This is a genomic window from Saccharibacillus sacchari (assembly GCF_037722395.1).
Classification (GTDB): Bacteria; Bacillota; Bacilli; order Paenibacillales; family Paenibacillaceae; genus Saccharibacillus; species Saccharibacillus sacchari_A.
The window spans coordinates 1-26,015 of sequence record NZ_JBBKAR010000029.1; the positions used below are offsets into that span (position 1 = coordinate 1).

Annotated in this window: 23 protein-coding genes and 8 tRNA genes; all 31 read right to left on the reverse strand. The window is 54.1% G+C overall.

The features are described from left to right. Positions 1-140: 140 nt before the first annotated feature. Positions 141-1,088 carry an ROK family glucokinase gene (locus tag WKI47_RS08445; protein ID WP_340226721.1) on the reverse strand — a complete coding sequence of 316 codons (948 nt, stop codon included), beginning with the start codon at positions 1,086-1,088 and terminating at the stop codon, positions 141-143. A gap of 506 nt (positions 1,089-1,594) precedes the next feature. After that, on the reverse strand, positions 1,595-3,181 hold the full coding sequence (locus WKI47_RS08450; RefSeq protein ID WP_340226722.1) for a DUF438 domain-containing protein: 1,587 nt from the start codon (positions 3,179-3,181) through the stop codon (positions 1,595-1,597). Between the two features lie 13 nt (positions 3,182-3,194). Further along, a complete protein-coding gene (locus tag WKI47_RS08455) occupies positions 3,195-3,425 on the reverse strand; it encodes a DUF1858 domain-containing protein (protein WP_340226723.1) in 231 nt (76 codons plus the stop codon). A gap of 157 nt (positions 3,426-3,582) precedes the next feature. Next, complete coding sequence (locus tag WKI47_RS08460; RefSeq protein WP_340226724.1) at positions 3,583-4,368, reverse strand: AAA family ATPase; 786 nt, start codon at positions 4,366-4,368, stop codon at positions 3,583-3,585. Between the two features lie 124 nt (positions 4,369-4,492). Continuing rightward, positions 4,493-5,452, reverse strand: a complete 960-nt coding sequence (trxB, locus tag WKI47_RS08465; RefSeq protein ID WP_340226725.1) for a thioredoxin-disulfide reductase — start codon at positions 5,450-5,452, stop codon at positions 4,493-4,495. Between the two features lie 68 nt (positions 5,453-5,520). Continuing rightward, positions 5,521-7,245: a tetratricopeptide repeat protein gene (locus tag WKI47_RS08470; protein ID WP_340226726.1), complete on the reverse strand. Its 1,725-nt coding sequence runs from the start codon at positions 7,243-7,245 to the stop codon at positions 5,521-5,523. Positions 7,246-7,539: 294 nt separating this feature from the next. Continuing rightward, a complete protein-coding gene (locus tag WKI47_RS08475) occupies positions 7,540-8,487 on the reverse strand; it encodes a ribose-phosphate pyrophosphokinase (RefSeq protein WP_340226727.1) in 948 nt (315 codons plus the stop codon). A gap of 788 nt (positions 8,488-9,275) precedes the next feature. Then, positions 9,276-10,100: a histidinol-phosphatase HisJ gene (hisJ, locus tag WKI47_RS08480; protein ID WP_340226728.1), complete on the reverse strand. Its 825-nt coding sequence runs from the start codon at positions 10,098-10,100 to the stop codon at positions 9,276-9,278. A gap of 212 nt (positions 10,101-10,312) precedes the next feature. Next, entirely contained in the window at positions 10,313-11,095 is a 783-nt protein-coding gene (gene hisIE, locus WKI47_RS08485) for a bifunctional phosphoribosyl-AMP cyclohydrolase/phosphoribosyl-ATP diphosphatase HisIE (protein WP_340226729.1), read from the reverse strand. Continuing rightward, entirely contained in the window at positions 11,092-11,850 is a 759-nt protein-coding gene (gene hisF, locus WKI47_RS08490) for an imidazole glycerol phosphate synthase subunit HisF (RefSeq protein WP_037285833.1), read from the reverse strand. The genes hisIE and hisF overlap by 4 nt, the downstream gene beginning before the upstream one ends. Positions 11,851-11,877: 27 nt before the next feature. After that, complete coding sequence (hisA, locus tag WKI47_RS08495; protein WP_340226730.1) at positions 11,878-12,612, reverse strand: 1-(5-phosphoribosyl)-5-[(5-phosphoribosylamino)methylideneamino]imidazole-4-carboxamide isomerase; 735 nt, start codon at positions 12,610-12,612, stop codon at positions 11,878-11,880. 52 nt (positions 12,613-12,664) lie between these two features. Beyond that, on the reverse strand, positions 12,665-13,285 hold the full coding sequence (gene hisH / locus WKI47_RS08500) for an imidazole glycerol phosphate synthase subunit HisH (protein WP_340226731.1): 621 nt from the start codon (positions 13,283-13,285) through the stop codon (positions 12,665-12,667). 1 nt (position 13,286) lies between these two features. Further along, a complete protein-coding gene (gene hisB / locus WKI47_RS08505; RefSeq protein ID WP_340226732.1) occupies positions 13,287-13,895 on the reverse strand; it encodes an imidazoleglycerol-phosphate dehydratase HisB in 609 nt (202 codons plus the stop codon). Positions 13,896-14,003: 108 nt separating this feature from the next. Beyond that, entirely contained in the window at positions 14,004-15,293 is a 1,290-nt protein-coding gene (hisD, locus tag WKI47_RS08510) for a histidinol dehydrogenase (RefSeq protein WP_340226733.1), read from the reverse strand. A gap of 138 nt (positions 15,294-15,431) precedes the next feature. Next, on the reverse strand, positions 15,432-16,070 hold the full coding sequence (hisG, locus tag WKI47_RS08515; RefSeq protein WP_340226734.1) for an ATP phosphoribosyltransferase: 639 nt from the start codon (positions 16,068-16,070) through the stop codon (positions 15,432-15,434). 86 nt (positions 16,071-16,156) lie between these two features. Beyond that, a complete protein-coding gene (locus tag WKI47_RS08520; protein ID WP_340226735.1) occupies positions 16,157-17,344 on the reverse strand; it encodes an ATP phosphoribosyltransferase regulatory subunit in 1,188 nt (395 codons plus the stop codon). A gap of 625 nt (positions 17,345-17,969) precedes the next feature. Then, on the reverse strand, positions 17,970-19,184 hold the full coding sequence (locus WKI47_RS08525) for an acyltransferase (protein ID WP_340226736.1): 1,215 nt from the start codon (positions 19,182-19,184) through the stop codon (positions 17,970-17,972). Between the two features lie 242 nt (positions 19,185-19,426). After that, positions 19,427-19,918: an acyltransferase gene (locus WKI47_RS08530; protein WP_340226737.1), complete on the reverse strand. Its 492-nt coding sequence runs from the start codon at positions 19,916-19,918 to the stop codon at positions 19,427-19,429. Next, positions 19,915-20,574, reverse strand: a complete 660-nt coding sequence (gene ppaX / locus WKI47_RS08535) for a pyrophosphatase PpaX (protein WP_340226738.1) — start codon at positions 20,572-20,574, stop codon at positions 19,915-19,917. Before ppaX ends, WKI47_RS08530 begins: the two co-directional genes overlap by 4 nt. A gap of 7 nt (positions 20,575-20,581) precedes the next feature. Beyond that, the gene (lgt, locus tag WKI47_RS08540; RefSeq protein ID WP_340226739.1) at positions 20,582-21,610 is read right to left on the reverse strand and encodes a prolipoprotein diacylglyceryl transferase; all 1,029 of its coding nucleotides are present in this window, start codon (positions 21,608-21,610) and stop codon (positions 20,582-20,584) included. Between the two features lie 24 nt (positions 21,611-21,634). Further along, the gene (gene hprK, locus WKI47_RS08545; RefSeq protein ID WP_340226740.1) at positions 21,635-22,573 is read right to left on the reverse strand and encodes an HPr(Ser) kinase/phosphatase; all 939 of its coding nucleotides are present in this window, start codon (positions 22,571-22,573) and stop codon (positions 21,635-21,637) included. Between the two features lie 156 nt (positions 22,574-22,729). After that, entirely contained in the window at positions 22,730-23,857 is a 1,128-nt protein-coding gene (locus tag WKI47_RS08550; protein WP_340226741.1) for a sn-glycerol-3-phosphate ABC transporter ATP-binding protein UgpC, read from the reverse strand. 119 nt (positions 23,858-23,976) lie between these two features. Further along, positions 23,977-25,059 carry a PucR family transcriptional regulator gene (locus WKI47_RS08555; protein ID WP_340226742.1) on the reverse strand — a complete coding sequence of 361 codons (1,083 nt, stop codon included), beginning with the start codon at positions 25,057-25,059 and terminating at the stop codon, positions 23,977-23,979. A 93-nt stretch (positions 25,060-25,152) separates the two neighbouring features. Further along, positions 25,153-25,225 (reverse strand) — tRNA-Lys (locus WKI47_RS08560). 7 nt (positions 25,226-25,232) lie between these two features. Next, positions 25,233-25,317: transfer RNA gene (locus WKI47_RS08565), tRNA-Tyr, on the reverse strand. Between the two features lie 12 nt (positions 25,318-25,329). After that, positions 25,330-25,402: transfer RNA gene (locus tag WKI47_RS08570), tRNA-Phe, on the reverse strand. Positions 25,403-25,433: 31 nt separating this feature from the next. Then, positions 25,434-25,509: transfer RNA gene (locus WKI47_RS08575), tRNA-Asp, on the reverse strand. A gap of 12 nt (positions 25,510-25,521) precedes the next feature. After that, a tRNA-Thr gene (locus WKI47_RS08580) sits at positions 25,522-25,597 on the reverse strand. 7 nt (positions 25,598-25,604) lie between these two features. Then, positions 25,605-25,680: transfer RNA gene (locus tag WKI47_RS08585), tRNA-Val, on the reverse strand. 19 nt (positions 25,681-25,699) lie between these two features. Beyond that, positions 25,700-25,773, reverse strand: a tRNA-Met gene (locus WKI47_RS08590). A gap of 38 nt (positions 25,774-25,811) precedes the next feature. Further along, positions 25,812-25,903 (reverse strand) — tRNA-Ser (locus tag WKI47_RS08595). Positions 25,904-26,015: the final 112 nt, after the last annotated feature.

The following is a 26,015-nucleotide window of genomic DNA, read 5'->3' on the forward strand; positions in this document are numbered from 1 at the left end:
CCGATGTGCATCTTTTACCGCCTTTTCGCCCTCTCTTTCGTCACTTTCTCTTGACGTGCCCCGGCACGCCTTCGAAAAAGTTCCTTGTTGAGAACGAAAATTCGGCAAAATCTGCTTCCATTGAGGTTTGAAGACACACCCTAGCGAATCAAAAGTCCGGCAGCACCGATCATACCGGCATTGTTACCCAGCGTCGCCGGTACGATTTGCACGCCTTGTTGCAACGGTTCCGGCGTTAGTTGAGCAAATGTCTCGCGAATCGGATCAAACAGGATATCTCCCGCTTTCGATACGCCGCCGCCGATGATAAAGCTTTGCGGATTCAGCACCGCTGCGACAGCCGCCATCGACTTGCCCAGGTAGAATGCCGCTCGTTTGACGATACGCAGTGCCACTTCGTCGCCGGCTTTAGCCGCATCGAAGACCGTCTTCGCCGTAATCTCGCTCGCATCGGCGATAAATGTACGCTCGCCGCGTTCGACCGCTTCTTTTGCCATACGGATGATGCCTGTCGCGGACGATACCGTCTCCAGGCAGCCGACTTTGCCGCAACCGCACTGGATCGCTTCCAGATCCGGCACGACGTCGATATGCCCGATTTCCCCGGCCATACCCGAGAAGCCCTGGTAAATACGGCCGTTGATGATAATGCCGCCGCCTACACCTGTTCCCAGCGTGTAGCAGACACAGTTCTCGATGCCGGCTCCCGCACCGCTCCAGGCTTCGCCAAGCGCAGCTACGTTGGCATCGTTATCAATCTTAACGGGCTTGCCGAGCCGCTCTTCCAGAATGGCGCGGATCGGAACGTCCTTGAAGCCTATGTTCGGCGCCATGACGATGATCCCGTCACGGACATTCGTGAATCCGGCTACTCCGGCTCCGACCCCGGCCAGTTGTTCCCAGGAATAAGGCGATTCTTCAACGACTCGACGAACGTAATTCGCCATGTTGGAAATTACGGTCTCCGGTCCTTCCGCCACTCCCGTGGGCCCTTCATACGTATGCAGCAAAACGCCGCTCTCGCTGCACAGACCGACTTTGATCGTGGTGCCGCCCAGATCCATACCGACGTAGACATTTTCAGACATGATACAAGCCACCTTTTTTCTTCTGATATTATAGAAAATCGAAAATGATGAATCCGTTTGCTTAAGTCCACCTTCGTATCCCACTATAAGCGAACACCCCCCTCCGGTCAAGCGAGACGCCACACCGCAAAGCCTTGCCCCGCAAGGGCCGAAAGCCTTTTTTATAGTACGGCACGCCCGGGGGCGTTGAAACCCTTGCGGGGCGCGGGTTTGTGTCGCGGGATGCATTTTAACGCCTTGCTTGTTGCGTTTTGAGAAATCGTGATGAATTTATGAAAAAACGAAAAAACCTTGTCTGCATTGTGCAGACAAGGTGAGGTTGCGCTTAAAAAGTTACGTTGGCGGGGGAAGCGATAAGACTCCGCGAAAAATTCAGTTCAATCCGCTGTCTCACTTGGAAAAGTCGATCGAAACTTTTAGTTGAAGTTTTCCAAGTTCAAAGGCGCCTTGAACTGAATTTCTCTATCCGTCTTCTCGCTTCCAGCTACGTTAGGCGTTCTAAATACTTACACTTCCGACAATATCCGCTTTTGCCCTTCCAGTTCCCGAATCGGGGCAACATTTTGAGTAAACTCAAGCGTCCCTAGATACGTGCCTTGCTCATCGCGAATCGCAAAGTACCGGATATAAACGAACTTGTCCTTGAACGGAATCCAGAAGTCTTCGTGATCCTTCCGGCCCGATTTGAAATCTCGCAGCAGCTCTTCTACGACGTGCACGCTTTGCGGAGGGTGGCAGTTCTGTACCGAACGGCCGATGACGGCCTTCGTACGGGCGAAGATACGTTCTTTGCCGTGCGAGAAGTAGCGGACAATATCATTCTCGTCGATATACGTCAGATCCACCGGCAGATGGTTTAGGATCAGCTCCAGCTGTTGCACAGACAGAATCCCCGTATTGAAGCGTACGTAACCGTCAGAGATCGGCGCTGCGTGGGAAGCGTTGAGCTCCGATGCCGCCATCTCGGCCGCCTGCCGAGCCATCTCCGCGGCCTGCGCCGCCATTTTCGCCGCTTGCTCCGCCATGCTAACCGCCGCCGGGTCCTGCACAGGCGCTGCCGTAGATGCAGGAGTCGGGGTCGTTTGTTCCTCCTGCTGCTGTTGCCGAAGCATATCCGCAACCCATTGCGGCATTTCTTCGGGCTTTTCTCCACCTGCCAAAAACGACGGCATCGACGACTCATCTTCGCCATGAGCATGAGTGGCTTCCAAGTGGCCCTCAAGTCCGCGCGACACAGGTGCAGATTCGGCTTCTACCGCAGTTCCCGGCTCCGATGCCCGCGTCGGAATCCAAGCAGCCGTACCTGGAATCAGACAGTAGCCGATCTCTTCCGTCTCTTCCGCGATTTTCATCCATTCGTCTTCCGTCAGCTTTTTGAGCGCCATCGGCAGCAGGATATTTTCTTCCTTGAAAATCATCTCTTCGACTTCGCGCACGGCAACTTCGATCCGCGCCTTTACGGCTTCGCGATCACCGCTATAGCCAGCCAACAGAGCTTTCGCTGCTTTGATCTCCGCACGAATGCCGTCGTCCACGCCCCACATCACCTGAGTCGGACCGTAGATGCCATAGCGCTCCAGGTAAGGGAACAGCAGATTTTCTTTTCTCGAATAATGCTTATCCACGTCGAGCAGCAAATTCAGGTCTTCCAGCAGCTTGTAGCGGTTCGCATTGGAATCATCTTTCATAAACTTATCCAGATGCAAAGCCATCGAAAAGCCCGTCAGACGCTCCAATTCCCGATTTTCCAATTTGAACGTATGCACCGGATGACCGGGCTGCGACTCGGGCGCCGAAGAAGAGGAACCGTGAATATCCGAGATCGCCCCGTCGAAGATCGAAGCGTGGACCGAACAGAGCCGCTGCACTTCGGATACGGGAATCCCTTCCTCGCGCATCAACGATTCCTCAAGCAACGAAATCTCTTCGACTTCCACGCTCCCCACCGCCGCACGGAAACGTTCTTTGACCTGCGCCGGATCGACTCCTTCATGCAGCTGTTTGATAATGGCCTTTAGTTCTTCTCTCCGACGCAGCTGCTGCTCATCCATCTGCCCCGCCGCATGCTCCCGGTTATTAATCAGTTCGCTCATCTTCGGTTCCTCCTTATTTGCTTTCGACCTCATAGCCGTGCGCTTCAAAAGCCTGCCGCATCTTTTCCGGATCGATCCGCTTCATTTTGGCACCCTTTAGGGGCGTCATGAACTTGCCCATCGTCTCCAGCATGGATGGTTCAACGATTTTTTTAAACCCTAATGCAAACAGTATCGTCGCCACCTCCGGCTCTTCGCCCACCAGCTCGTGCACGCTCCGGTTCAAATCGATCTTTTTGCCCATTCACGATACGCCCCTTTCCGACTGCTTTAAATTTTTCTGAAAACAATTCTCAATCAAAATGTAGCACGCCGTTATTCCTCAACTTGTGATTCTACGCACAATCTTTCTGTCCATAAAAAAAAGAGCCTCCGAAGACGTGTTCGGCGACTCTTGATATTCACTCTTCTTCATCGCTTAGCAAACGCTCCAGCATCTGCTCCCGATTGTTCAAAAACTCCCGGGTTACGATATAGTGCTCCGTCTCCTCAAGCCCACATTCCCGAATGCCGCCTGCCGTCAGGTTATACAGCCGACAATGCGGATACGCCATTAGCAGCGGAGAATGGGTCGAGATCATGAACTGCCCGCCGCTGCGTGCCAGCTCATGTATCCGCGTCAGCATCGCCAATTGCCGCACGGGAGACAACGCCGCCTCCGGCTCGTCGAGGATAAACAGCCCATTGGCTCCGAACCGGTGCATGAACGTAGCGAAAAAAGCTTCTCCGTGCGACTGCTCATGCAGCGAACGCCCGCCGTAGCTGTCGATGATCTTGCCGCCTGCGCAAGGCTCTTTGTCCAGCTCGTCGATCGTCGTCGCCACATTGTAATAACTCTCCGCCCGAAAAAAGAATCCGTCTTGCGGACGCGCCGTTCCCCGGATCAGCCGCAGATGCCGATGCAGCGGAGAATGGGTCTCGGCCGTGGCAAAGTTAAAATTCAGCGTGCCGCCTTCCGGGTTGAAGCCCCAGGCTACCGCGATCGCTTCAAGCAGCGTGGACTTGCCGACTCCGTTCTCCCCGATGATATACGTCACCCGATCATGAAAATCCAGGCTCTCCAATTCTTTTACCGCAGGCAGATTGAACGGATACATCCCGGGGTGCTCGATCTTTTCTCGCAGCAGCTCTACCCGGCGCAGGTAACGACGATCCGATCCGCCCGGACTTATTCCGGTTTTGCTCATGAACAGCCTCCGATCTTGTTCTTTGGAAAAAATGCTTGCATAAAAAGAACGCGCAGACGAAAGATTCCGTTTGCGGATTCTTGTCTGCGCGTTCTTTGACAGAAAATTGAGGCTTGTTAAAAAATTAACGATCGAGCGTCTCGCTCCAGTCGTGCACGATGCTGCCTTCGAGATATTTCTCGCAGTCCATCGCCGCTTGGCAGCCGCTGCCCGCAGCCGTGATCGCCTGGCGATATTTCGTGTCCTGCACGTCGCCGCAAGCGAATACACCGTCAATGTTCGTTTCCGTCGTCCCCGGGCTCACGACCACGTAACCGTGACCGTCCAACTCGACATGCCCTTGCAGGAACGTCGTGTTCGGCGTGTGGCCGATTGCCACGAATACGCCGTCCGCTTCCAGAAGTTCTTCCTGACCCGTCTCGTTGTTGAACACTTTCAGTCCTTTCAGACCCGTATCGCCCGCTACCACTTCCAGCGGCTTACGGTTGAGTGCCCAAGAGACTTTCTCGTTCTCGCGCGCGCGATCCTGCATGATCTTCGACGCACGCAGCTCTTCGCGGCGGTTAACCACCGTAACTTCTGTCGCAAAGCGCGTCAGGAAGCTGGCTTCTTCCATCGCCGAGTCCCCGCCGCCGATCACGATCAGCTTTTTGCCGCGGAAAAAGAATCCGTCGCAAGTCGCGCATGTGCTGACGCCGCGTCCGATATTGTCCTGCTCCCCCGGAATGCCGAGGTAACGAGCCGATGCTCCTGTCGAGATGATGACCGAATCCGCTTCGATCGTTCCTGTACCTTCAACCGTGATCTTGAACGGACGCTGCGAGAAGTCGACGGCATCCACCCAACCATTCATGAACTCGGCACCGAAACGCTCGGCCTGCTTGCGCATATTATCCATCAGTTCCGGTCCCATAATTCCGTCAGGGAAGCCCGGGAAGTTCTCGATCTCGGTCGTTGTGGTCAATTGACCGCCCGGCTGAAGCCCCTCGATTACGAGCGGGTTCAGGTTGGCACGAGCCAAATAAATAGCCGATGTCAGGCCCGACGGCCCTGTTCCGATTACTACAGTCTTGTATTTTTGCATTTAGGCATCCTCCTCAGGACAAGTTTGAGTGTTATGAAATCATACCGGAGTACGACCATTGCCGGACGTTACAGTCCTTTGCGATGATCTCTTCCGTGCATGGTCATACGTTCCTTGATATTGCATACTTGATCGATCCGTTTTACATAACGCCCGACAGTCGAAGCCGATACGCCGTAGCGTCGGCCGATCTCTTCATAAGTCGACTCTCCGCGGCGAAGCTTGTCCGTCAAATAATCCAGGGCTGCGGCCCAACCTTCAGCGTACGATAGCACCGGCACATTCGGATACAATCTACGTAAAAAGTCGGTCCATAACGCTTCTAAATCGCGACGAAGACCAAAATCGCCCGGTGCGCACGAAGCGCGAATCGCCGTATCCAGCACGTCCTGCCAACGCTTTTCCCAGACGGGCAGTTCGGCCGGTTCCCTGGAGAACTTGAGTTCCGGCAATTCGTTTTCCTCGGGCGAATCATAAGCCGTCTCTCCCAATGCGGCGCGAGCGAGTTCGCGCAGCCCTGCTGCTTCGCCTTCATTTTCAGCCAATTCGCGTAATACCTTCGTCATCTCGTCATCCGCCAGTGGACGACAAGCTTGGAGCGCATGGCGTTTTTCCTCTTCGGTGCCGGAGCGCAACGTGTGAAGCAGTGCTTCACGAATCGCCGGCGAGTCCTCAGGCAGACGTTCTTCCCAACGACGCCAAAGCTCGGAACGCTTGACGGCCTCCAATCGGTAATGGTAGCTCACCGTTTCGGCAATGCCGTTTTTTCTCCATTCCGGTAAGCGCGTCAAATAATATTCGGCTGCTTCGGCACCCGGATCAAGCTTCAGCGTTTGCTTCCAGAGCTTTTCCGCCGTATCCATCCGTCCGCTCAGCAATGCCGCTGCGGCGCAATAATGGTGAATAGACGGATCAGCCGACGACTCGTCGCCCGCCAACAGTCTACGAAAATGCTGATAAGCCGCTTCATGCTCACCCAGAATCCCCAGCGTAGTCGCCAGTTTGAAGGCATGCTCACGGTGGAAAGGTACGACCGTAGCCAGACGCCGACCTAGACGTGCGGCCTCCTCCGCTCCAGCTGGGCCAGAATGACGACGGAAGATCGCCAAGTTACATAAACCGTGCAAATTCCCAGATTCGCTCCGAAGTACCTCTTCCACCGTCGCGAGCGCACGATCCGTCATACCCATATAGTAGTAGGCCAATGCCAGATTGTTAGCTGCTGCGGCAAAGCCAGGGTACTCTTCCAGCAGTTCCTCCAGCAAATCCGCCGCTTCGGAAAACATACCTTCTTCCAGCATCGTCCGCGCACGCTCATGGCGATCCGATCCCCGGCGTGCCAGCACGCTATGATCTCGAACATTCCGCTTCAGCTCCACCTGAAGCAGCTCGATCATCTCTTCCGCTTCGTTCAAGAACTGTCCCGAAGCATCCGCTTCCAGATAGGCAAGCAGCGCTTCTTCCGCCTCTTCGAACCGTTCCATATTGGCAAAATTATTCGCCATATAGAATCGGCACTCCGTCATGGACGGATCAACCTGTTCGAGCACGTGCAGCAGCACTTCGTTCGAAGCTTTGTAGTCGCCCATCTCCGATAATATACCCGCCATGTTGCAGTGGTTGACCGGATTCCCCGGCTTCAACTCTACGGCTTTACGAAAATATTTTAACGCCTTGTCATATTGGTAGCGATCCAGCGCCCGGACGGCTCTTTCGAAGAAAAAACTTTCGTCCATGGTCAAAGAAACCACATGGCTTTGCGGCTTCTCTTCACGCCGATAATTCCCGTTCACCTGAGCAAGGCCCCCTTTGTTAACTGCTTAAAATCGAATATCCAGATCAGTATAACATACTTGCATAGGCCTCCCAAGAAAAAGGCCGGCCCTGCTAAATCCCCGCTGCATGGATGTTCCGCGTACCCTGTCAACGCTAAAGGCAGGCTTACGCCCGAACGGGAAGCAAAGCTTAAAATGGAAATTTTCCGATTGTAACCAGCGTATGATTGCAACAGGGCCTTCCGCGCAGAAACCCAAGACGATTGAACTTCTTCCGCAGACGGCCTCCGTGCTTCGTGCATGAGCTACCTATTAAATACCCGAATCGCTAAACAATGTCGCAAGCGATCCGCCTTCCAAGATGATATGGATCGCCCGAGCCAGCATAGGCGCGACCGGCAATACGGTAAATCGTTCCGAATGGTCCTCCGGCAGTGCGATCGAATCCGTGATGACCACTTCCGAGATACTCGGATGATCCAGACGCTGAAGAGCACCATCAGAAAATACCCCGTGCGTGGCACATACGATCGGGTCCTTCGCATTTCGTTCTTTCAGACCTTCGACGACTTTGAGAATAGTCGATCCGGTATCGATCAGATCTTCCATGATGATCGGCGTCCGTCCCTCAACCTCGCCGATCACATGCGTGATCATGGCTTCGTTATGGGACGGGCGTTTTTTGAGCATGATCGCGACCGGCGAGTCGAGTCGGTTCGCCAGCTTTTCGGCCAACTTCGCGCGACCCGCGTCCGGAGACACAACAACCGGGTCGGTAATGTTTTTACTGCGCAAATAATCGGCGATCAAGTCCAGCGTCGTCAGATGATCCACCGGAATATTGAAGAACCCTTGAATTGCAGCAGCATGAAGCTCGATCGTGACGACACGACTGGCCCCGGCCGTCGTCAGCACATCCGCTACCATCTTAGCCGAGATTGGCTCACGCGGAGCGGCTTTGCGCTCCTGACGAGCATAACCGTAATACGGGATCACCACATTGACCGTACGCGCCGAAGCACGCTTGGCTGCGTCAATCATCACCAGCAACTCGACAAAATGCTCATTGATCGGGTGAGAAAGCGATTGAACGATAAACACGTCCAGATTGCGAATGCTTTCTTCGTAATGCACGTAACTCTCGCCACTTTTGAATTTGGTCAATTTGACTTTGCCGGGCGTAACACCCAAATCATCGCAGATTCGGTCCACCAGGCCCGGATTGGACGATCCCGAAAATATACGCATCCTGTGCTGCATGACACCCTCCCGCATGTTGTTTTTCTTGATATGGTCTTGATCGGATATAGATCTTTCATTGATCTTTCTTGGTCTGCTATTGATTATACCCCAATCGTCTGAAGCGCAAAAGCAAAGAGACGCCGATTATGGCGTCCCGAAATTCTCTGGAAAGTGTTATTTGTGGGGAAAGCTTGTGCGCTGCGGGGGAAATTCGTAGCAGATGCTCCCGAAGTGCCTTTCTTCGAAAGCCTCCACCTACACTGAATTTCCCCCTCCGCTACTGCTTCCCTACAATAAAATAGACTTAATCAATAATATCGGCTTTGTCAGAAAGCCTACAATTACTACTACTACGCCCAACCGCTCCGCCGTTTATTTGCTTTGCTTGCTTTTAATTTCCCGAAATTCTCTAGGGCGTGTACGCAAACTCAGGCGACGTGCATCTTGAGCTGCCTTTTCGCCCTCCTCTACGTCACTTTCCCTTGACGTGCCCCGGCACGCCTTCGGAACAGTTCCTGGATGAGAACGAATATTCAGCTCAATCTGCGCCCTTCGGAGTTTGCGTACACGCCCTAGCTCTCTTCGAAAGCTTTAAAATATCAAGGAAGACGACGGAGCTGGAAGCGAGAAGACGGAGAGAGAAATTCAGTGAAAGACGCCTTTGAACTCGGAAAATTCCTTATTCAAATCCCATCCATTTTCCGAGTGAGACAGCGGCTTGAACGAATTTCTCTCGCAGTCGTCTCGCTTCCCCGCCTACGTAACACGTAACTTTCTTGGAACGTTTTAAAGTCTGACGCAGAGACTCACTCCCCCAAAGGAATCATGATTCGTTTACGGCGATCAAAAGTTGCGACTTGCTGGACGCCCAGACCGCGGAGCTGTGCGCGGGCTTTGTCGAGGTTTTCGGACAGTTTGGCAGGGTCGTGGGAATCGGAGCCCAGGGTTAACGGAATGCCCAGCTCCAAAGCGCGGCGAAGGATCGGCTCCGCAGGGAACATCTCGGCGCAAGGCTTGGTCAGGCCGGACGCGTTCAGTTCCATGGCGATGCCGCTGGCGGCGATATGCCGGAGAGCGGCTTCTTCGAACGCTTCCTTTTCCGCGGCTTGCTCGTGCTTGGGCGCGTAGCCGAAACGCTTGATCACGTCGAAGTGGCCGATAATGTCGTAAAATCCGGTTTGCGCGGCTTTGCCGATCGCATCGTAATACGTTTGGTAGACGTCAAGCGGGTCGCGGCCTTCCCAGCCAGCGGTCTGACGGAAATCCGTCACGTCCCATTCGCCGAGAAAATGAACCGAACCGATCACATAATCCCACGGATAAGCTTCGACGATCTTTCGAATTTCCGTTTCGTAGCCTTCGATATAATCGCCTTCCAGGCCGAGTTTGATATCAATGCGGTCACGATACTTTTCCTTGAGCGTCAGCACTTCTTCCACATAGCGTGGCAACTCGTCCATCGGCATCGCCATTTCGGGATAGTATTTCGCCGGATCGACGTGGATCAGTGGCATATGGTCGGACAAGCCGAGTTGGCCGAGGCCCAGCTCGACGCCGCGTTGCACATACTCTTCCAGTTTCCCGACCGCATGGCCGCAGCGTTCATGATGGGTGTGGTAATCGATCAACATAACGGTTCTCTCCTCTCGTGTAAAAAGCAAAACGGCGAACCTTCCGGGCATGCTGCTCTCCCGGTGTCCGCCGCATTTACGAATTTCCGCCAACGACATTCGACAACCCGAAATGCGTTTGCGGATCGCGAAGCACGCATTTTTGGAACCACGGCCTGCGAACGCACGCATCCAGTAGCTTGCCCTCGCTAATGCGAGACAAGTCACCGGCTTCAGTCCCGGCGCGGGCGTTCGTGACGGCGGGCCAGCTCGTCCATGATCTCGTCCAGCGGCAGCTTGCGTTCTTGCAACAGTACCAGCAGGTGATAGATCAGGTCGCTTACTTCAAGGCGCAGTTCGGCGTTGTCGCCGTTTTTGGCCGCGATGATCGACTCCGCCGTTTCTTCGCCGACTTTTTTCAGGATTTTGTCGATGCCTTTTTCGAACAGATAAGTCGTATACGCTCCTTCGGGACGTTCGCGGTCGCGCTCGGCAATGATGCCTTCCAGCTCCGCCAGCACGTCGAAACGTCCCGCTTCGCCTGCGCTTGCCGCTTCGTTCGATGCCGATACCGCTGACGCGTTTTCCGGTTCCAGACCGAGCACGCGCTCGCTTTCCGCGCCCGCGCCGATCGTGCCGCCACTATGCGCAGCCCCGTTTTCCAGCGCCGCTTTGTTGAAGAAGCAACTCACGCGCCCCGTGTGGCAAGCCGGGCCCGCAGGCTCCACGCCGACCAGCAAAGCGTCTCCGTCGCAATCATAGCTGAGCGACACGATACGCTGCACGTTGCCGGATGTCGCGCCTTTATGCCAAAATTCTTGCCGCGAACGGCTCCAGAACCATGTCTCGCCCGATTCGATCGAACGGCGCAGCGATTCTTCGTTCATGTAGGCGAGCGTCAATACTTCTTTTGTCGTGCTGTCTTGAACGATCGCCGGAGCCAGCCCCTGCGCGTCCCATTTGACGTTGGCCGCAAATTGTTCCGGCGCAACGATCACATCGTTTTCTCTGCTCATCTGATTTCGACTCCTTTTTGCTTCAATTGATTCTTGAGGTCCGGAATCGCGATCTCTTTATAGTGGAAAATGGTCGCCGCCAAGCCCGCGTCCGCCGTGCCTTCCGTGAACACGTCGTAAAAATGCTCGCTGGTGCCCGCACCGCCCGACGCGATGACCGGAATCGACACTTCGCGGCATACCGCGCGCGTCAGCTTCAGGTCAAAACCGTCTTTCGTACCGTCGGCGTCCATGCTCGTCAGCAGGATTTCTCCCGCTCCCAGCGATTCCGCGCGTTTGACCCATTCCAGCGCGCGTATGCCGGTCGATTTGCGTCCGCCGTGCGTATACACTTCCCACTCCTGCCATTCCGGGTTGTACTTGGCGTCGACCGCCAGTACGATACATTGCGAGCCAAAGCGGCGTGCGCCTTCGGCAATCAGTTCGGGACGCAGCACCGCTGCCGTGTTGACCGCCGTTTTGTCCGCGCCCGCGCGCAGAATCCGTTTCATATCGTCCACTTGCGAAATGCCGCCGCCGACCGTGAACGGGATCGTGATCTCTCCCGCCGTCTGGCGTACGACCTCGACCATCGTCGCCCGGCCTTCGACCGAAGCGGAGATATCGAGAAACACCAGCTCGTCAGCGCCTTCGCGGTCATATACCGAGGCCAGCTCTACCGGATCGCCGGCATCGCGCAGATTGACGAAATTGACTCCTTTGACCACGCGTCCGTCTTTGACGTCCAGACACGGAATAATTCGTTTTGCGAGCATGCCGTTCCTCCTTTTTCCGTTCTGCCCTTATCGCTTGACCGCAGCCAATGCCGAAGCCAGATCAATGTTGCCCGTGTATAGCGCTTTGCCGACAATCGCTCCGCCGATGCCGTCGTTCGCATGTGCCGCCAAACGCTCCAGATCGCCTTGTACCGTCACGCCGCCGGAAGCAATGACCGTTTTGCCGGATGCTTTTGCCAGGCTCAGAATCGCTTTCGTATTAGGTCCCTGCATCATGCCGTCGCGCGAGATATCGGTGAAAATGAAATTTTCCGCTCCTTTGGCCGCCAGTTCCTTCGCCAGATCCTCCGCGCGTACTTCCGACGTTTCCAGCCAGCCGCGCGTCGCCACGAAGCCATTACGGGCATCGATGCCGATCGCCGCTTTGTCGCCGTATTCCGCCAGCACTTTTTCCGTAAAAGCCTTGTCCTCGATCGCCGCAGTTCCCAGGATAACCCGGCTCACGCCGAGCGACAGCAGCAGCTTCACGTCTTCGAACGTACGCAGTCCGCCGCCGATCTGCACCGGCACGTTCAGCGCGGACGCGATTCGGCCGATCAGCTCGTGGTTGACCGGACGGCCTTCTTTGGCTCCGTCGAGATCGACCAGATGCACGTATTGGCCGCCGAGAGCTTCCCATTGCTTGGCTGCGTCCAGCGGGCTTTCGTTGAATACCGTTTCTTGCGCGTAATCGCCTTGAAGCAATCGCACGCATTTGCCGCCACGGATATCGATTGCCGGATAGATCGTAAATGCCGTCATATACCATTCTCCTTTTTCCCTATATCCAAATAGATTGTATTCGTTATATGCCCTACGCTTGTCCTTCCGACAGCTTCAGTAAATTGCGCAACAGACTCATGCCTAGCTCGCCGCTTTTTTCCGGGTGGAACTGCATGCCGTAGACGTTATCGCGCCCGACGATCGCCGTCACCGGAAGCCCGTAGTCGGCCGACGCGATCAGATCGCCAGGTTCGCTCAGCTCCACATGGTACGAGTGAACGAAATAGACATGTCCTTCCGTAAGGCCAGCCAGCAACGGTTCGCTCGGACGGGTGAATTCAAGACGGTTCCAGCCCATATGCGGAACCTTCAGCTCACCCGCTTCGAAACGCACCGCACGTCCCGGCAGCAGCCCGAGTCCTTCATGGTCGCCATGTTCCGCGCTTCCGTCGAACAACAATTGCATGCCCAGGCAGATGCCGAGCAGCGGTTTGCCTTCTGTCGCAACACGGCGCGCAACCAGATCCAGACCCGTATCCCGCAAATGGCTCATCGCATCGCCGAACGCGCCGACACCGGGCAGCAGCACGCCGGACGCCTGCATGATCTCGCGTTCGTCGCCGGTGATGAGGTACTCGTACCCGAGCCGCTCGACCGCTTTGCTGACGCTGTGCAGATTGCCCATTCCGTAGTCGACGATTGCGACCGTCATGTTACAGCACTCCCTTCGTGGAAGGGATGCCGGTCACGCGCGGATCGATCGACGTCGCTTCGTCGAGGGCGCGTCCCAGCGCTTTGAAGATCGCTTCGATCATATGGTGCGTATTGCGGCCGTAATGAACGATGACATGCAGCGTGATCCGTGACTCCAGCGCGAATTTCCACAAGAACTCATGCACCATCTCCGTTGAAAACGTACCGACCAGATTCGACGGGTATTCGGCGCGATATTCGAAATGCGGGCGTCCGCTCACGTCGATCACGACCTGCGCCAATGCTTCGTCCATCGGGATAAACACGTTGGCGTAGCGCTTGATGCCGCGTTTGTCGCCGAGCGATTCCAGCAGCGCGCCGCCCAGGCAGATACCGATATCTTCCACCGTGTGGTGATCGTCGATGTCGATATCGCCGTCGGCGTCGACTTTCAGATCGAATTGGCCGTGCTTGGCAAACAGATCCAGCATGTGGTTGAGAAAAGGAACTCCGGTCGATATCTCCGATACGCCCGTGCCGTCGATTCCGTAGGACAGCTTGATATCCGTTTCGTTCGTTTTGCGCGCGATGCTCGCGCTGCGCGTGCTTGCTTGATTGGCTTCGGTCATGATAATGCCCCCGTTCTGTTAGTCGTTCGCCAGCTCGAAGCTGGACATTTCTTATATGTTTTTTGCGATCGGTCTTTTTCCCGCTTCGAATCGCTTGACCGAACCCGCTTACTTGCCGCCTTCTTTGTTCACCCGGACCTCGATCGCGCGGGCATGGCCTTCCAGACCTTCGCGGCGTGCCAGCTCCATGATGGTTGCAGCGTTTTGCAGCAGCGCTTGCTTGCTATATTGGATCAAACTCGATTTTTTGATAAAGTCGTCGACGTCGACCGGCGACGCGAAGCGGGCCGTGCCGTTGGTCGGAATGATATGGTTCGGTCCGGCGAAATAATCGCCGACCGGTTCCGAACTGTACGGGCCGAGGAAAATCGCGCCGGCATTCTCGATCAGGCCGAGATAATCGGTCGGATTCTGCACCATGACTTCCAGATGTTCCGGCGCCAACCGGTTCACGACTTCGATCCCTTCCTCGATGCTGCCCGTCACGATGATCGCTCCGTAATTCTCGATCGAAGCCCGCGCGATCGTCTCGCGCGGCAGTTCCGACAACTGGCGTTCCACTTCGGCGGCCACGTAGTCGGCCAGACGCTGCGACGTCGAAACGAGAATCGCCGACGCCAATTCGTCATGCTCCGCCTGCGACAGCAAATCGGCGGCGACATATTCCGGATCGGCCGTCTCGTCCGCCAGTACCACGATCTCGCTCGGTCCTGCCAGACTGTCGATATCGACCAGGCCGTACACCTCGCGCTTGGCCAGCGCGACATAGATATTGCCGGGGCCGCAGATCTTGTCGACCCGCTTGATGCTTTCCGTGCCGTAGGCCAGCGCCGCGATCGCTTGCGCGCCGCCGACCCGATAGATCTCCGTCACGCCCGCTTCGGCGGCGGCGACCAGAATATACGGGTCGATGCCTTCCGTACCGCCCGTCGCCGGAGGCGTAACCATCACGATCTCGGGCACGCCAGCTACTTGGGCAGGAATGACATTCATAAGCACAGAAGACGGATAAGCTGCTTTTCCCCCTGGCACATAGACACCGACCCGGCGTAGCGGGCGAATGATCTGGCCCAACAATCCGCCGTCCGGCTGAAGCTCCATCCAGGAATTGCGCTTTTGCCGTTCGTGAAAAGCCCGAACATTAACGGCCGCCGCCCGAATCGCGGTCACGAAAGATTCTTCCACGCGTCCGTATGCGTCTTGCAGTTCTTGAGCGGTTACCCGAAGCTGCGAAGTTTCCAGCTTGGTGCGATCCAGGCTCTCCGTGTAACGAAGCAATGCCGAATCGCCTTCCGCTTTGATATCGCCGACGATCCGTTTGACCGTCGCCACCTGTTCTTCCGAGCCGTATTCCACGTCCCGACGCAGATCGAACTGCGCCGCCGGTACAATCTTCATAATCGTTCCTCCGCATGCTGGGCGGCTTTTGGACGCCGTCCGATTTTCGTAGCTATTTTACAAAGGACGACGATATCGCAACAACCGCCGCCGCTTGCCACTTTTCCTCTACAAGTCTTCCTATACAAGCAAAGTCGATCAAGACTTCACCGCGCCGGGCATGACTTTCTCCAACTTATCGCACAATTGTTGAATCGCGTCGTTTTTCATGCGGTAGCTGACCCGGTTGGCGATCAAACGGCTCGTAATGCCGAAGATGCTTTCCAGTTCGACCAGCCCGTTGTCTTTGAGCGTCTGGCCCGTTTCCACCATATCCACGATCCGATCCGCCAATCCGATCAGCGGGGCCAACTCGATCGAGCCGTTCAGCTTGATCACTTCGACCTGCTCGCCTTGTTCGCGGAAATAACGCGTCGCTACGTTCGGATATTTGGTCGCCACGCGCAGATGAATCCCCGGTTGACGATCCGGCAGCGCGATAACCGACATCCGGCAGCGTGCGATACCCAGATCCAATAGCTCGTATACATCGCGGTTTTCTTCGAGCAGCACGTCTTTGCCGACGATCCCGATATCCGCTACGCCATATTCGACGTACGTCGGCACATCGACCGGTTTCGCCATAATAAATTCCATATTCGCTTCCGGAATCGGAATGACCAGTCGGCGCGAATCGTCGACGTCGCTCGGAATGACGATACCGGCATCACGGAACAGTTCCGCTGCTTTTTTATAAATTCGGCCTTTCGGCATCGCGACTTTAAGCACTTCTCCCATGCGTCTCTCCTCCTCTTGTTGTTCATTTTTATCGTGACCGGACTGGCACGTTGCCGACCAGACAGGCTGTATATCGTGTTTTTCGATTATTTCGCCGAAGCATTTTCTCCGATATAACTCAATATCCGACTGTAGCGACCTTTTTCCGCAATCTTTTCTCCGCTACCGCTTTCCGATAACCGCGTTACCGCCGCTCCGCCTTCTGCGCGAATACGTGCCGCTTCAGCCAGTGCTTCGGCACGGCGATTCGATTCATAAACAATCAGCACCGGGCGCTCTTCTTCGCCTTCCGGATCATCCACACCGTCCAGAATACGGGTCGTCTTCAAAGCAAATCCCGTAGACGGAACATCGCGGCCAAACTGCTTCAGCAGATTGTCGTAGCGACCTCCGCTGCATACCGGGAAGCCCAATTCCGCAGCATAGCCTTCGAACACCATACCTGTATAATAGGAGAAATCCCCGATCATCGTGAGATCGATCAGCACATGCTGAGATACCCCGTAATCACTTAACGCCTCCCAGACCTTGCGCAGATGATCAAGCGACTCTAGCGCAAGCTCATGACTGCTAAGTCCGGCGGCCTGGCTGCAAATCTCGACGCCGCCGCGCAGCCGCAGCAAGCCTTCAAGCTCCTGCTGCTGTTTCGAGCCCAGACCAAGCGACTCGGCTTCTTCGCGGAAGCCTACATAGTCCCGGCGCAGCAGGCGTTCTTTCAGTACCTGCTGATCCTCCGTCCGATTCGGCAACGCTTCGTCGAACAGTCCGTTCAAGAAGCCCACATGCCCCATCGCGAACTTGAACGTTTTCACCCCTGCCGCTTGCAGCGAAGCAATCGCCAGCGCAATCACTTCCGCATCCGCTTCCGGGGAACGGTCGCCGACCAGCTCGACGCCTGTTTGGAAAAACTCCGCTTCGCGTCCCGCTTCTTCTTCGATCGCGCGGAACACGTTCGCATGATACGATAATCGCAGCGGCAGCGATTCTTCGCGCAGCAGCGATGACGCCACGCGCGCAATCGGCGCCGTCATCTCCGAGCGCAGCACCAGCGTCTGGCCGCGGTTGTTGAGCAGCTTGTACAGCTTACGGTCCGGCGTCGAGCTTGCGATGCCGACCGTATCGTAATATTCCATCGTCGGCGTCTTGATCGGATCATAGCCCCAGCGCGCCATGCAATCGAGTACGCTGCGTTCGATGCGGCGCAATCTGCGTGTCGCACGCGGCAGATAATCACGGACACCGACCGGTTTTTCAAAACCTTGCGGTTTGGACATATCGTTCACCCCTGTAAATTTGTCTATGGATTCTTTTCAGCTTCGTTCTTCATCTATATTGTATTCACCATATCGGAAAGCCTGACCCGCGGCAACCGCGATTTATTTTGTACCTATGCGACTTTGCAGACTCCGAAAGAGAAAAGGTGGATGACTGCCAGTTTGCTTTAATATGGTACAGTGATAACATGGTAACAAAATAAAGCATGTGACTATATTAGCATTTTCGCTGGCTTGTAGTCAATGTGGGGGGACGGTGGAGTGGCGCTGCGGGAAAAATTTCCAGCATAGGCTTCCGAAGTGAATTTCTTCGAAATGCTTCATAAGTCGCTGTCTCACCTTAGCAACAATGGTATTTTAGAATTGTAGGCGCGAAGCGTTCGGATGGTTCTCGCAAAAAAAGACTGCCCGAAGCCATGGCCAGCATGGATTTCGGGCAGTCTCTTCGATCTTTCGAAAAACGACCGGGTCGGGTTTTCTGTTCCGGTCGTGACGCAATCGTTTAATCGATCTCAACCAGCAACTCAAAGGTTACTGATCGTGGATCTGTTTAAAAGTTTTTCCGTTCCCTCCACGTCCCCGTTCGCCACCGAAGATTGCAAGCGGGAGGTGGCGGCGGACACGTTCACACGCTGCGGTCAGTCGATGCAGCGGGTGCGGGCGGAGCTTTTTTCTTTTTACGCAGAGAGCCTGGAACGTTGCCTAGCAGCACCCAAGCGCCGGGCACCCAGCGAAGGATGGTTTGTGTCACGATCCAGGATACGATAAGCGCGCAGATCAGACCTCCGTACACCCAAGCAAAGTACGTAACCGTGCCCATCTGGAAATGGCTGAAAAACCAATCTTCGGTGTCCCGGTAATAACCAAGCACCAGCGGATGGACCAGATACACGGCAAAAGATAGTTCTCCGAGACGGGTCAGCATTTTGATCAACCATTTTGGACCTTTGCGGTATAAAAGGAACGAGACGCGCATCAGAACCATAGCGGTCAGCATCGTATGCACGTTCCACAACAGCTCGTACCAAAGCGAATTAGCCGTGAAATGTTTGAGGCGAATCTCTTGGTAAAACCACACATGCACCACAACGACGGCGGCCCAAGCGATCCACAGCATCCAATTCCAGAACCAGACTTTGGTCGGCAGTTTTTTGGAGTCGTTCATCAGCCAGCCGCGGATCTTGTCAAAATGAATCGCCAGGAAAGCACCGATCATATAGTAGGACAAGTATGTAATCGCAAGACTTCCTTTTGTCGCATACTGAAGATCGTATTTATTCCAGAACACGAATGCCCATTGCAGAATCAATCCGATCGGAATCGCCCAACGGGCTACCCATTTCGAAGATTTAAGCAGGAGAAGCATCAGCGGGAACAAAATGTAGAACTGAACGCTGATGTACACGAAATACAGATGCGTATATCCGGTGCCTTCTTTCAGGTTTTTCCAATACCGGGCCAGCATTTCTCCGTAAGTCTCCGCGCCCGTACCGAGCGTTCCCGCCACATGCATCTTATAGATGAAGTAAATGGCCGAAAAGATCACGTAAGGCAGCAGGATGTACAGCATCCGCTTTTTATAGAACCCCCCAACCAGCTTCGCATCTACCGGACGGTTGTAGTAATTGTAGAACAGCACGAAGCTGCTCAGCATGATAAACGAAGGCGTACCGTATCGGAAAAACACGTTGATGAAGTTAATGAGGTAAAAAGCTTTCAAGTGGACCGATTCGATCGTCGCAAACGACGTGGAATGTACATGCAGCACGCCCAGAATTGCCAATGCTCGAAACGTATCCAACTGCGGCAGTCTTTCTTTCTTGATTGAAACAGAACTCAATTTTATTGCTCCTTTCCCAAGTCACCATCACGCAAGCGATCCGGTTACTCTTCAGCCCTACGGACCTTTTGCTACGAAGCGAAAAACGGGACGGCATCGCTGCCTCCCGCCGTGCGCTACCTTTTGCATTATACCCGACCAAAGCCTTTCAAAGGCCATTTTCCCGGAACTTTCAGAAAATGTTAAGCATTTGAGCTTTATTTTGTGAAGATCTTGTTCAAAATCCGGGTAGTCTCAGCCTATCACGGACTTTTCCGCTCAATGACTCGCAGAGGGTTCCCGCCGACAAACGTCCCCGCCTCTACGTCCCGATGCACGACCGATCCGGCTGCCACGACCGCTCCGTCGCCGATCGTGACGCCCGGCAGAATCGTCGTGTTCGCTCCGATCATGACCTCATCCCCGATCACCACTTCGCCGAGACGATACTCGCGGATCAGATACTCATGCGCCAGAATGGTGGTATTGTAACCGATCACAGTGTTGCGCCCAATCGTAATCTTTTCCGGAAAAAAGACATCCACCATGACCATAAGCCCGAAAGCCGTATCCCGGCCCACTTTCATGTGCAGGATACGGCGATAAATCCAATTTTTCATTTCCAGAATCGGGCAGTAGCGCGCAATCTGAATAAAGATGAAATTCTTGACGCCCTTCCAAGGGCTAACGGTCTTATAGATCTGACGCAGGGCGTTTGGACCCTCTTCAACGAAGTGGCGCTCCGTTCTTCTCATGCTTCTCTACGCTCCGTTCCGGTCAGTTCGTACAAGTCGCGCATATCGTGAAGCATATAATCCGGACCGTAGCCTGACAGCGTAGCTTCGCCTTTGAGCGACCAGGCAACGGCTGCGGCGCGAACGCCTGCATTCTGCGCGGATTGAATATCAGCCGGACTATCGCCCACCATCAGCGCCGAAGCCGGGTCTGCGCCCATTTTTTCCAACGCCGTCAATACCGGTTCCGCATGCGGCTTCGGATGATGGACGTCGGTCACGGTTACGATCGCTTCCATGTACCGGGATAGATCGAACATTTCCAGCACCTTCATGGTCGTCGGCCGAATCTTTGTCGTAACGATGCCAAGACGAATGCCGGACGCGTGAAGAGCTTTGACGACCTCTTGCACGTGCGGAAAAGGCTTGACCATGGAGTCATGATGCGCCAGATTGTACTTGCGATACGCTTGCTCCAATTCGCGCACGTCTTCCAGCCCCGAAAAGACACGGAGCTGGTTTTGCAGAGTCGTACCCATATGCGGAATGATCGTTTCCCGCGTCAGCGGAATATCCGTCATCGCGTTCATGAAGGAATCGATGATGAGTTGGTTCGTATCGATGATGGTGCCGTCCAGATCGAACAGCACCGTTCGGATTGCCGGATTGGGTTTCATAATCGGATCACTCCTTGCGTGAAGGGTCATCGCCCGAAAACTTTTTGTCGTTTCTGTCCGAAGCGGATGCGCCTTCTACGCGATGCTGTTCATCCACAGCCGGCAAAGCCGTCGACAGCTTCGAAGAAACGATCGGATCGGAATAGCGGATATTGGCTTGGCCGTTTTTGCGGCGGACGATAATCAATACGATCGCGATCACGAAGAACAGGATCGCCACCAACTGCGAAATCCGCACGTTGCCGTAAGCCGCATCCAAATACCCTTCTTCAAAGCCAAACCAAGTCATCGGTGTCCACATGCCATGGATCAGCGAAGCCAGCCAATTCGGTCCTTGGAATGCCAGACTGTCTGTACGCAGTGCTTCGATAAAGAAGCGCCCGATCGCGTACCAGATAAAGTAACCGATAAAGATTTCGCCCGCCCGTACGAACTTCCGACGGCGAATAACGAAGATCAGTAGGATGCCGACCAGATTCCATAACGATTCGTATAAAAACGTCGGATGATGGAATACGCCTTCGATATTCATTTGATTCACGATAAAGTTCGGCAAATGCAGCGTGTCCCGCAGGAAGCTCTCACTGACTTCGCCGCCGTACGCTTCCTGATTGACGAAGTTGCCCCAACGTCCGATTAACTGTCCGGCAAACAAGCCCGGCGCGCATAGATCGGCAATTCGCCAAAAGCTATAGCCTTTGATTCGCGTGTAGATAACGGCACAGATTACCGCACCAATCAACGCGCCGTAAATGGCGATTCCGCCTTCCCAAATCGCAAATATCTTGAGCGGGTTATCCTTGTATTGATCCCATTGGAATGCCACATAGTAAATCCGCGCACAAATGATAGCCGATGGCACGCCGAACAACAAAATGTCCATAAACAGCTCTTGTGGCAGGCCGAATCTTTTACCTTCGCGCATCGCGATCAGCATGCCGACTACGGCACCGAGTCCAAGAATCAGTCCGTACCAGTGCACCGCCAGCGGACCGATACTGAACGCGATCGGATTGATCGCCAGTAATGCCCCCATTCGTTAACCCTCCCACTTTAACAATTAATCTAAATCATCCATATCGTCCGCGATCGTCGCTGTCAGTTTATGTGTAAACTGTTGCGCCGCGTTATAACCCATACGCTTCAGACGGAAGTTCATCGCGGCCACTTCGATAATGACAGCCAGGTTTCGGCCCGGGCGAACCGGAATGGTCACCAGCGGAACGTCGGTATCGATAATACGAGTGGTTTCCTCATCGAGCCCTAGCCGGTCGTACTGCTTATCGGGCTGCCAGTTTTCCAAACGAACGACCAAGGTGATCCGCTTGTGATTGCGAATTGCTCCGGCACCGAACAACGTCATCACGTTGATAATGCCTACGCCGCGAATCTCAAGCAGGTGACGAATCAGTTCAGGTGCCGTACCGTCGAGCTGGTTATCCGCGCTTTGACGGATTTCTACGGCATCATCGGCAATCAGACGGTGTCCGCGTTTAACCAGTTCGAGCGCTGTTTCGCTTTTACCGATACCGCTGCTGCCCGTAATAATGATGCCTACACCATAAATATCCACGAGTACGCCGTGAATGGTCGTCGTCGGCGCAAGCTTGCGTTCCAAGAAACCGGTTACCCGGCTTGCCAGGCTGGTCGTCGACATTCCGCTACGGATAATCGGAATTTCGCGCTCGTTGCCGATTTCAATCAATTCTTGCGGCACGTCAAAAGAGCGAGTCACAATAATACACGGCGTCTCTTCGTTACAAAGCCGACTCATCCGATCCAGCTTGTCTTCCTTTGAGAGCATATGATAAAAAGTCAGCTCAGTCTTGCCCAGTAGTTGAACCCGCTCCGGCGAATGATATTCGAAATATCCGGCCATCTCCAGCCCTGGCCGATTCAAATCGTCAACCGCAATCGGACGGCGCAACCCCTGTTCGCCCGCTACGACTTCAAATTGAAACTGCTGGACCAGCTCGGCTACTTTTACCTTTTTAGCCATTCTGTATTCTTCCCTTCTTCTGTCTCTTGGTCGTTCCATCCTATTCATCGTAAAGGAAATGCCCGTTGAAAGCAATGCTACTTCCTGAGTACGTTGACCACGCGAAAAAGCCGTCCCGAAGGACGGCCCTGTATGCTCGCTTGGACAGTAACGGAATTATTTCGCGTCGTAGAAGACGTTAACTTCCGACTCTCTGTCGAAGATATGAACTTTGTTCATGTCGATCGCAAGACGAACTTGCGAACCTTCGCGTACGCTCGAACGTCCGTCTACACGGGCAATCGTCGTGTCGCCGCCGAGGCCGCTCAGGTAAAGCAGCATTTCGTGACCGAGGTTCTCGGTAACTTCAACGTTTGCCGTGAAGATCGTGTTTGGCGAAGCTTCCAGGAATACCGGCTCTTCATGCACGTCTTCCGGACGCAGACCCAGGATTACTTCTTTGCCAACCAAAGACTTGTCACGCAGAATTTGTGCTTTGCCGCGTGGGATTTCAACGTCCAGGTTTTGCGCTTGGAAGTGCAGGGCGCCGCCTTGATCAACCAGTTTGCCGTTGATGAAGTTCATTGTAGGGGAACCAATGAAACCTGCAACGAAGATGTTTGTTGGGTTGTTGTACAGTTCTTCCGGTGGAGCTGCCTGTTGAATGATACCGTCTTTCATAACGACGATACGATCGCCCATGGTCATGGCTTCGATCTGGTCGTGCGTTACGTAGATACAAGTCGTTTCAAGGCGCTTAACCAGTTTCGTGATTTCCGCACGCATCTGACCACGCAGTTTCGCATCCAAGTTGGAAAGAGGTTCGTCCATCAGGAAGACTTGCGGATCACGGACAATCGCGCGGCCCAGGGCTACCCGTTGACGTTGACCGCCGGAAAGTGCTTTTGGTTTGCGCTCAAGCAAATGTTCGATATCGAGAATTTTCGCCGCTTCGCGAACGCGTTTCTCGATTTCGTCCTTTTTCACCTTACGCAGTTTCAGACCGAATGCCATGTTCGAGTATACGTCCATGTGCGGGTAAAGGGCGTAGGATTGGAATACCATCGCGATATCGCGGTCTTTTGGAGCTACGTCGTTGACGACGCGGTCGCCGATGTAAAGTTTACCTTCGGAGATTTCTTCCAGACCTGCGATCATACGCAGTGTTGTCGATTTACCGCAGCCGGAAGGACCGACCAGAACGAGGAACTCTTTATCTTTAATGTCGAGGTTAACGTCGATTACGGTTGCTTTGTCGGAACCTGCATATTTCTTGTAGATATGTTCTAAGCGTACACCAGCCATTGAATGTTGCCTCCCTGTATTGAGGATATGTGTATGGAGCTGAACTGCTTTCTTTTACCTGTTCCCATATTACCCTGAATACGCTTTCCTGGCTATTCGCAAACTGCACAAAAATCCGCCTAGTCTTTTGTGACTTTATCTAATAGTAATGAAAGCTTCATCAAAACGGCGTCTGCGAAGTTGCGAACATCGAGTCCGGTCTCCTGCTTGATCTTGTCCAATCGGTAGATCAACGTGTTCCGATGGATATACAAACGCTTCGCCGTCTCGCTGACATTACAGTTCATTTGGAAAAAGGTCTCCAGCGTCGTCAAAACTTCCCCATCCTCCAGCACAACGTCCAAGCCTTCGACTTCTTCAATAAACCGTTCACGCTGCGCTCCCGGAATACTGTACACCAACCGTTCCAGTCCCAGATCCCACGGAAGGTGCACATTGCGAGTCACATGGAAGCTTTTCCCGAGGAATACGCTCTCCCGAAGCAACCGTACCGCCCGAACCAGACCATGCGCAGGCTGAAGCGGATCAGATACGGACAGGTTGAAAATCCCCGTCCATTCGCTGGCAATCAATTCATACAAACCCATTCCGAAGGCTTCCAGCAGTTCCCGATCCGATTCCTCTTCCTCACCGCGATCCTCCGAAACTTCCAGCACATCCAGCCGATCAACAAGCAGTAGCCATTCCCGTCCGTGCAGCGGAACGACCAGAACGTCCCGTTCCAAAAACGTGGACAACAATTGGTGCAGCTCCTCGTATCCCCCAAGCGTGTTCTGAGCCCCTTCGCAGATCAAAAGAAAAGGAATCATTTCCGTAAAAAGACGGCTCTTTAGAAGTAAAGTATCCGGCAATTCTTGCGGCGACTCATCACGCTCCAGCTTCTCGCCTAACCAACGACCCAGCTGCTGGACCTCGCTTTCTTCCTCCTGCGGTCGGCTTACGGCTTCTGAGGTTGCCATTAGCACGAGTAACGCAATCAACTCTCGCGTTGCAAGCTCCAAACTGTTGTCCAGGATTCGGAAAGCCCACTGCTCTTCGCGATCGGCAAGTTCCGGATCAGCTGTAAAAAACCAGGTCGAGTCTGCATCTGTCCAGCCTGTCGATAATATATTGTTCGCTTTTTGCGACTCTCTAACCCTGATTAGCTCAACCGGTCGGTCAACGATACGCTCCAACCGACTCCGAATCTCCTGCACATTCATAGCGAGCCCTCCAACACCGTTTTCTTTTATCTTAACATAATCCCGAATATGCAAAAAAGCCGCATCCCGCTGACACGGAATACGACTTCTTGATGAGCCATGAAGGACTCGAACCTTCGACACCCTGATTAAAAGTCAGGTGCTCTACCAACTGAGCTAATGGCTCGTAAAACTGGTGGAGGCTGATGGATTCGAACCACCGAACTCGGAGAGAACAGATTTACAGTCTGCTGCGTTTGGCCACTTCGCTAAGCCTCCACAATATAAAGATGGCTCGGGACGGAATCGAACCGCCGACACAAGGATTTTCAGTCCTTTGCTCTACCAACTGAGCTACCGAGCCATACTCCATAAAACCAGTTATTTAATTAAAATGGCGGAACCGACGGGATTTGAACCCGCGATCTCCTGCGTGACAGGCAGGCATGTTAACCCCTACACCACGGTTCCAGGCCATTAAAATGGTGCCGGCGAGAGGACTTGAACCCCCAACCTACTGATTACAAGTCAGTTGCTCTACCAATTGAGCTACACCGGCGTATGAATGGTGGAGGCTGAGGGGATCGAACCCCCGACCCTCTGCTTGTAAGGCAGATGCTCTCCCAGCTGAGCTAAGCCTCCATGGGAAGTGAATCAAAAGTAGCGGCGGAGGGGATCGAACCCCCGACCTTACGGGTATGAACCGTACGCTCTAGCCAGCTGAGCTACACCGCCATATTCATTTGCCATCTTCCTTCTATAATAGAAAGGAATGGCGGAGAGAGAGGGATTCGAACCCTCGCACCGCTAACGCAGTCTAACCCCTTAGCAGAGGGTCCCCTTATAGCCACTTGGGTATCTCTCCAAACAGTTCTTGCGCAGCAAACGCGAGTGTTTGCCACTCTCAGACTCACAGCGTAAGTCCTACACAAGGCTTGCACCTTGAAAACTGGATCCGAAACGATTCCTTCGCGTCT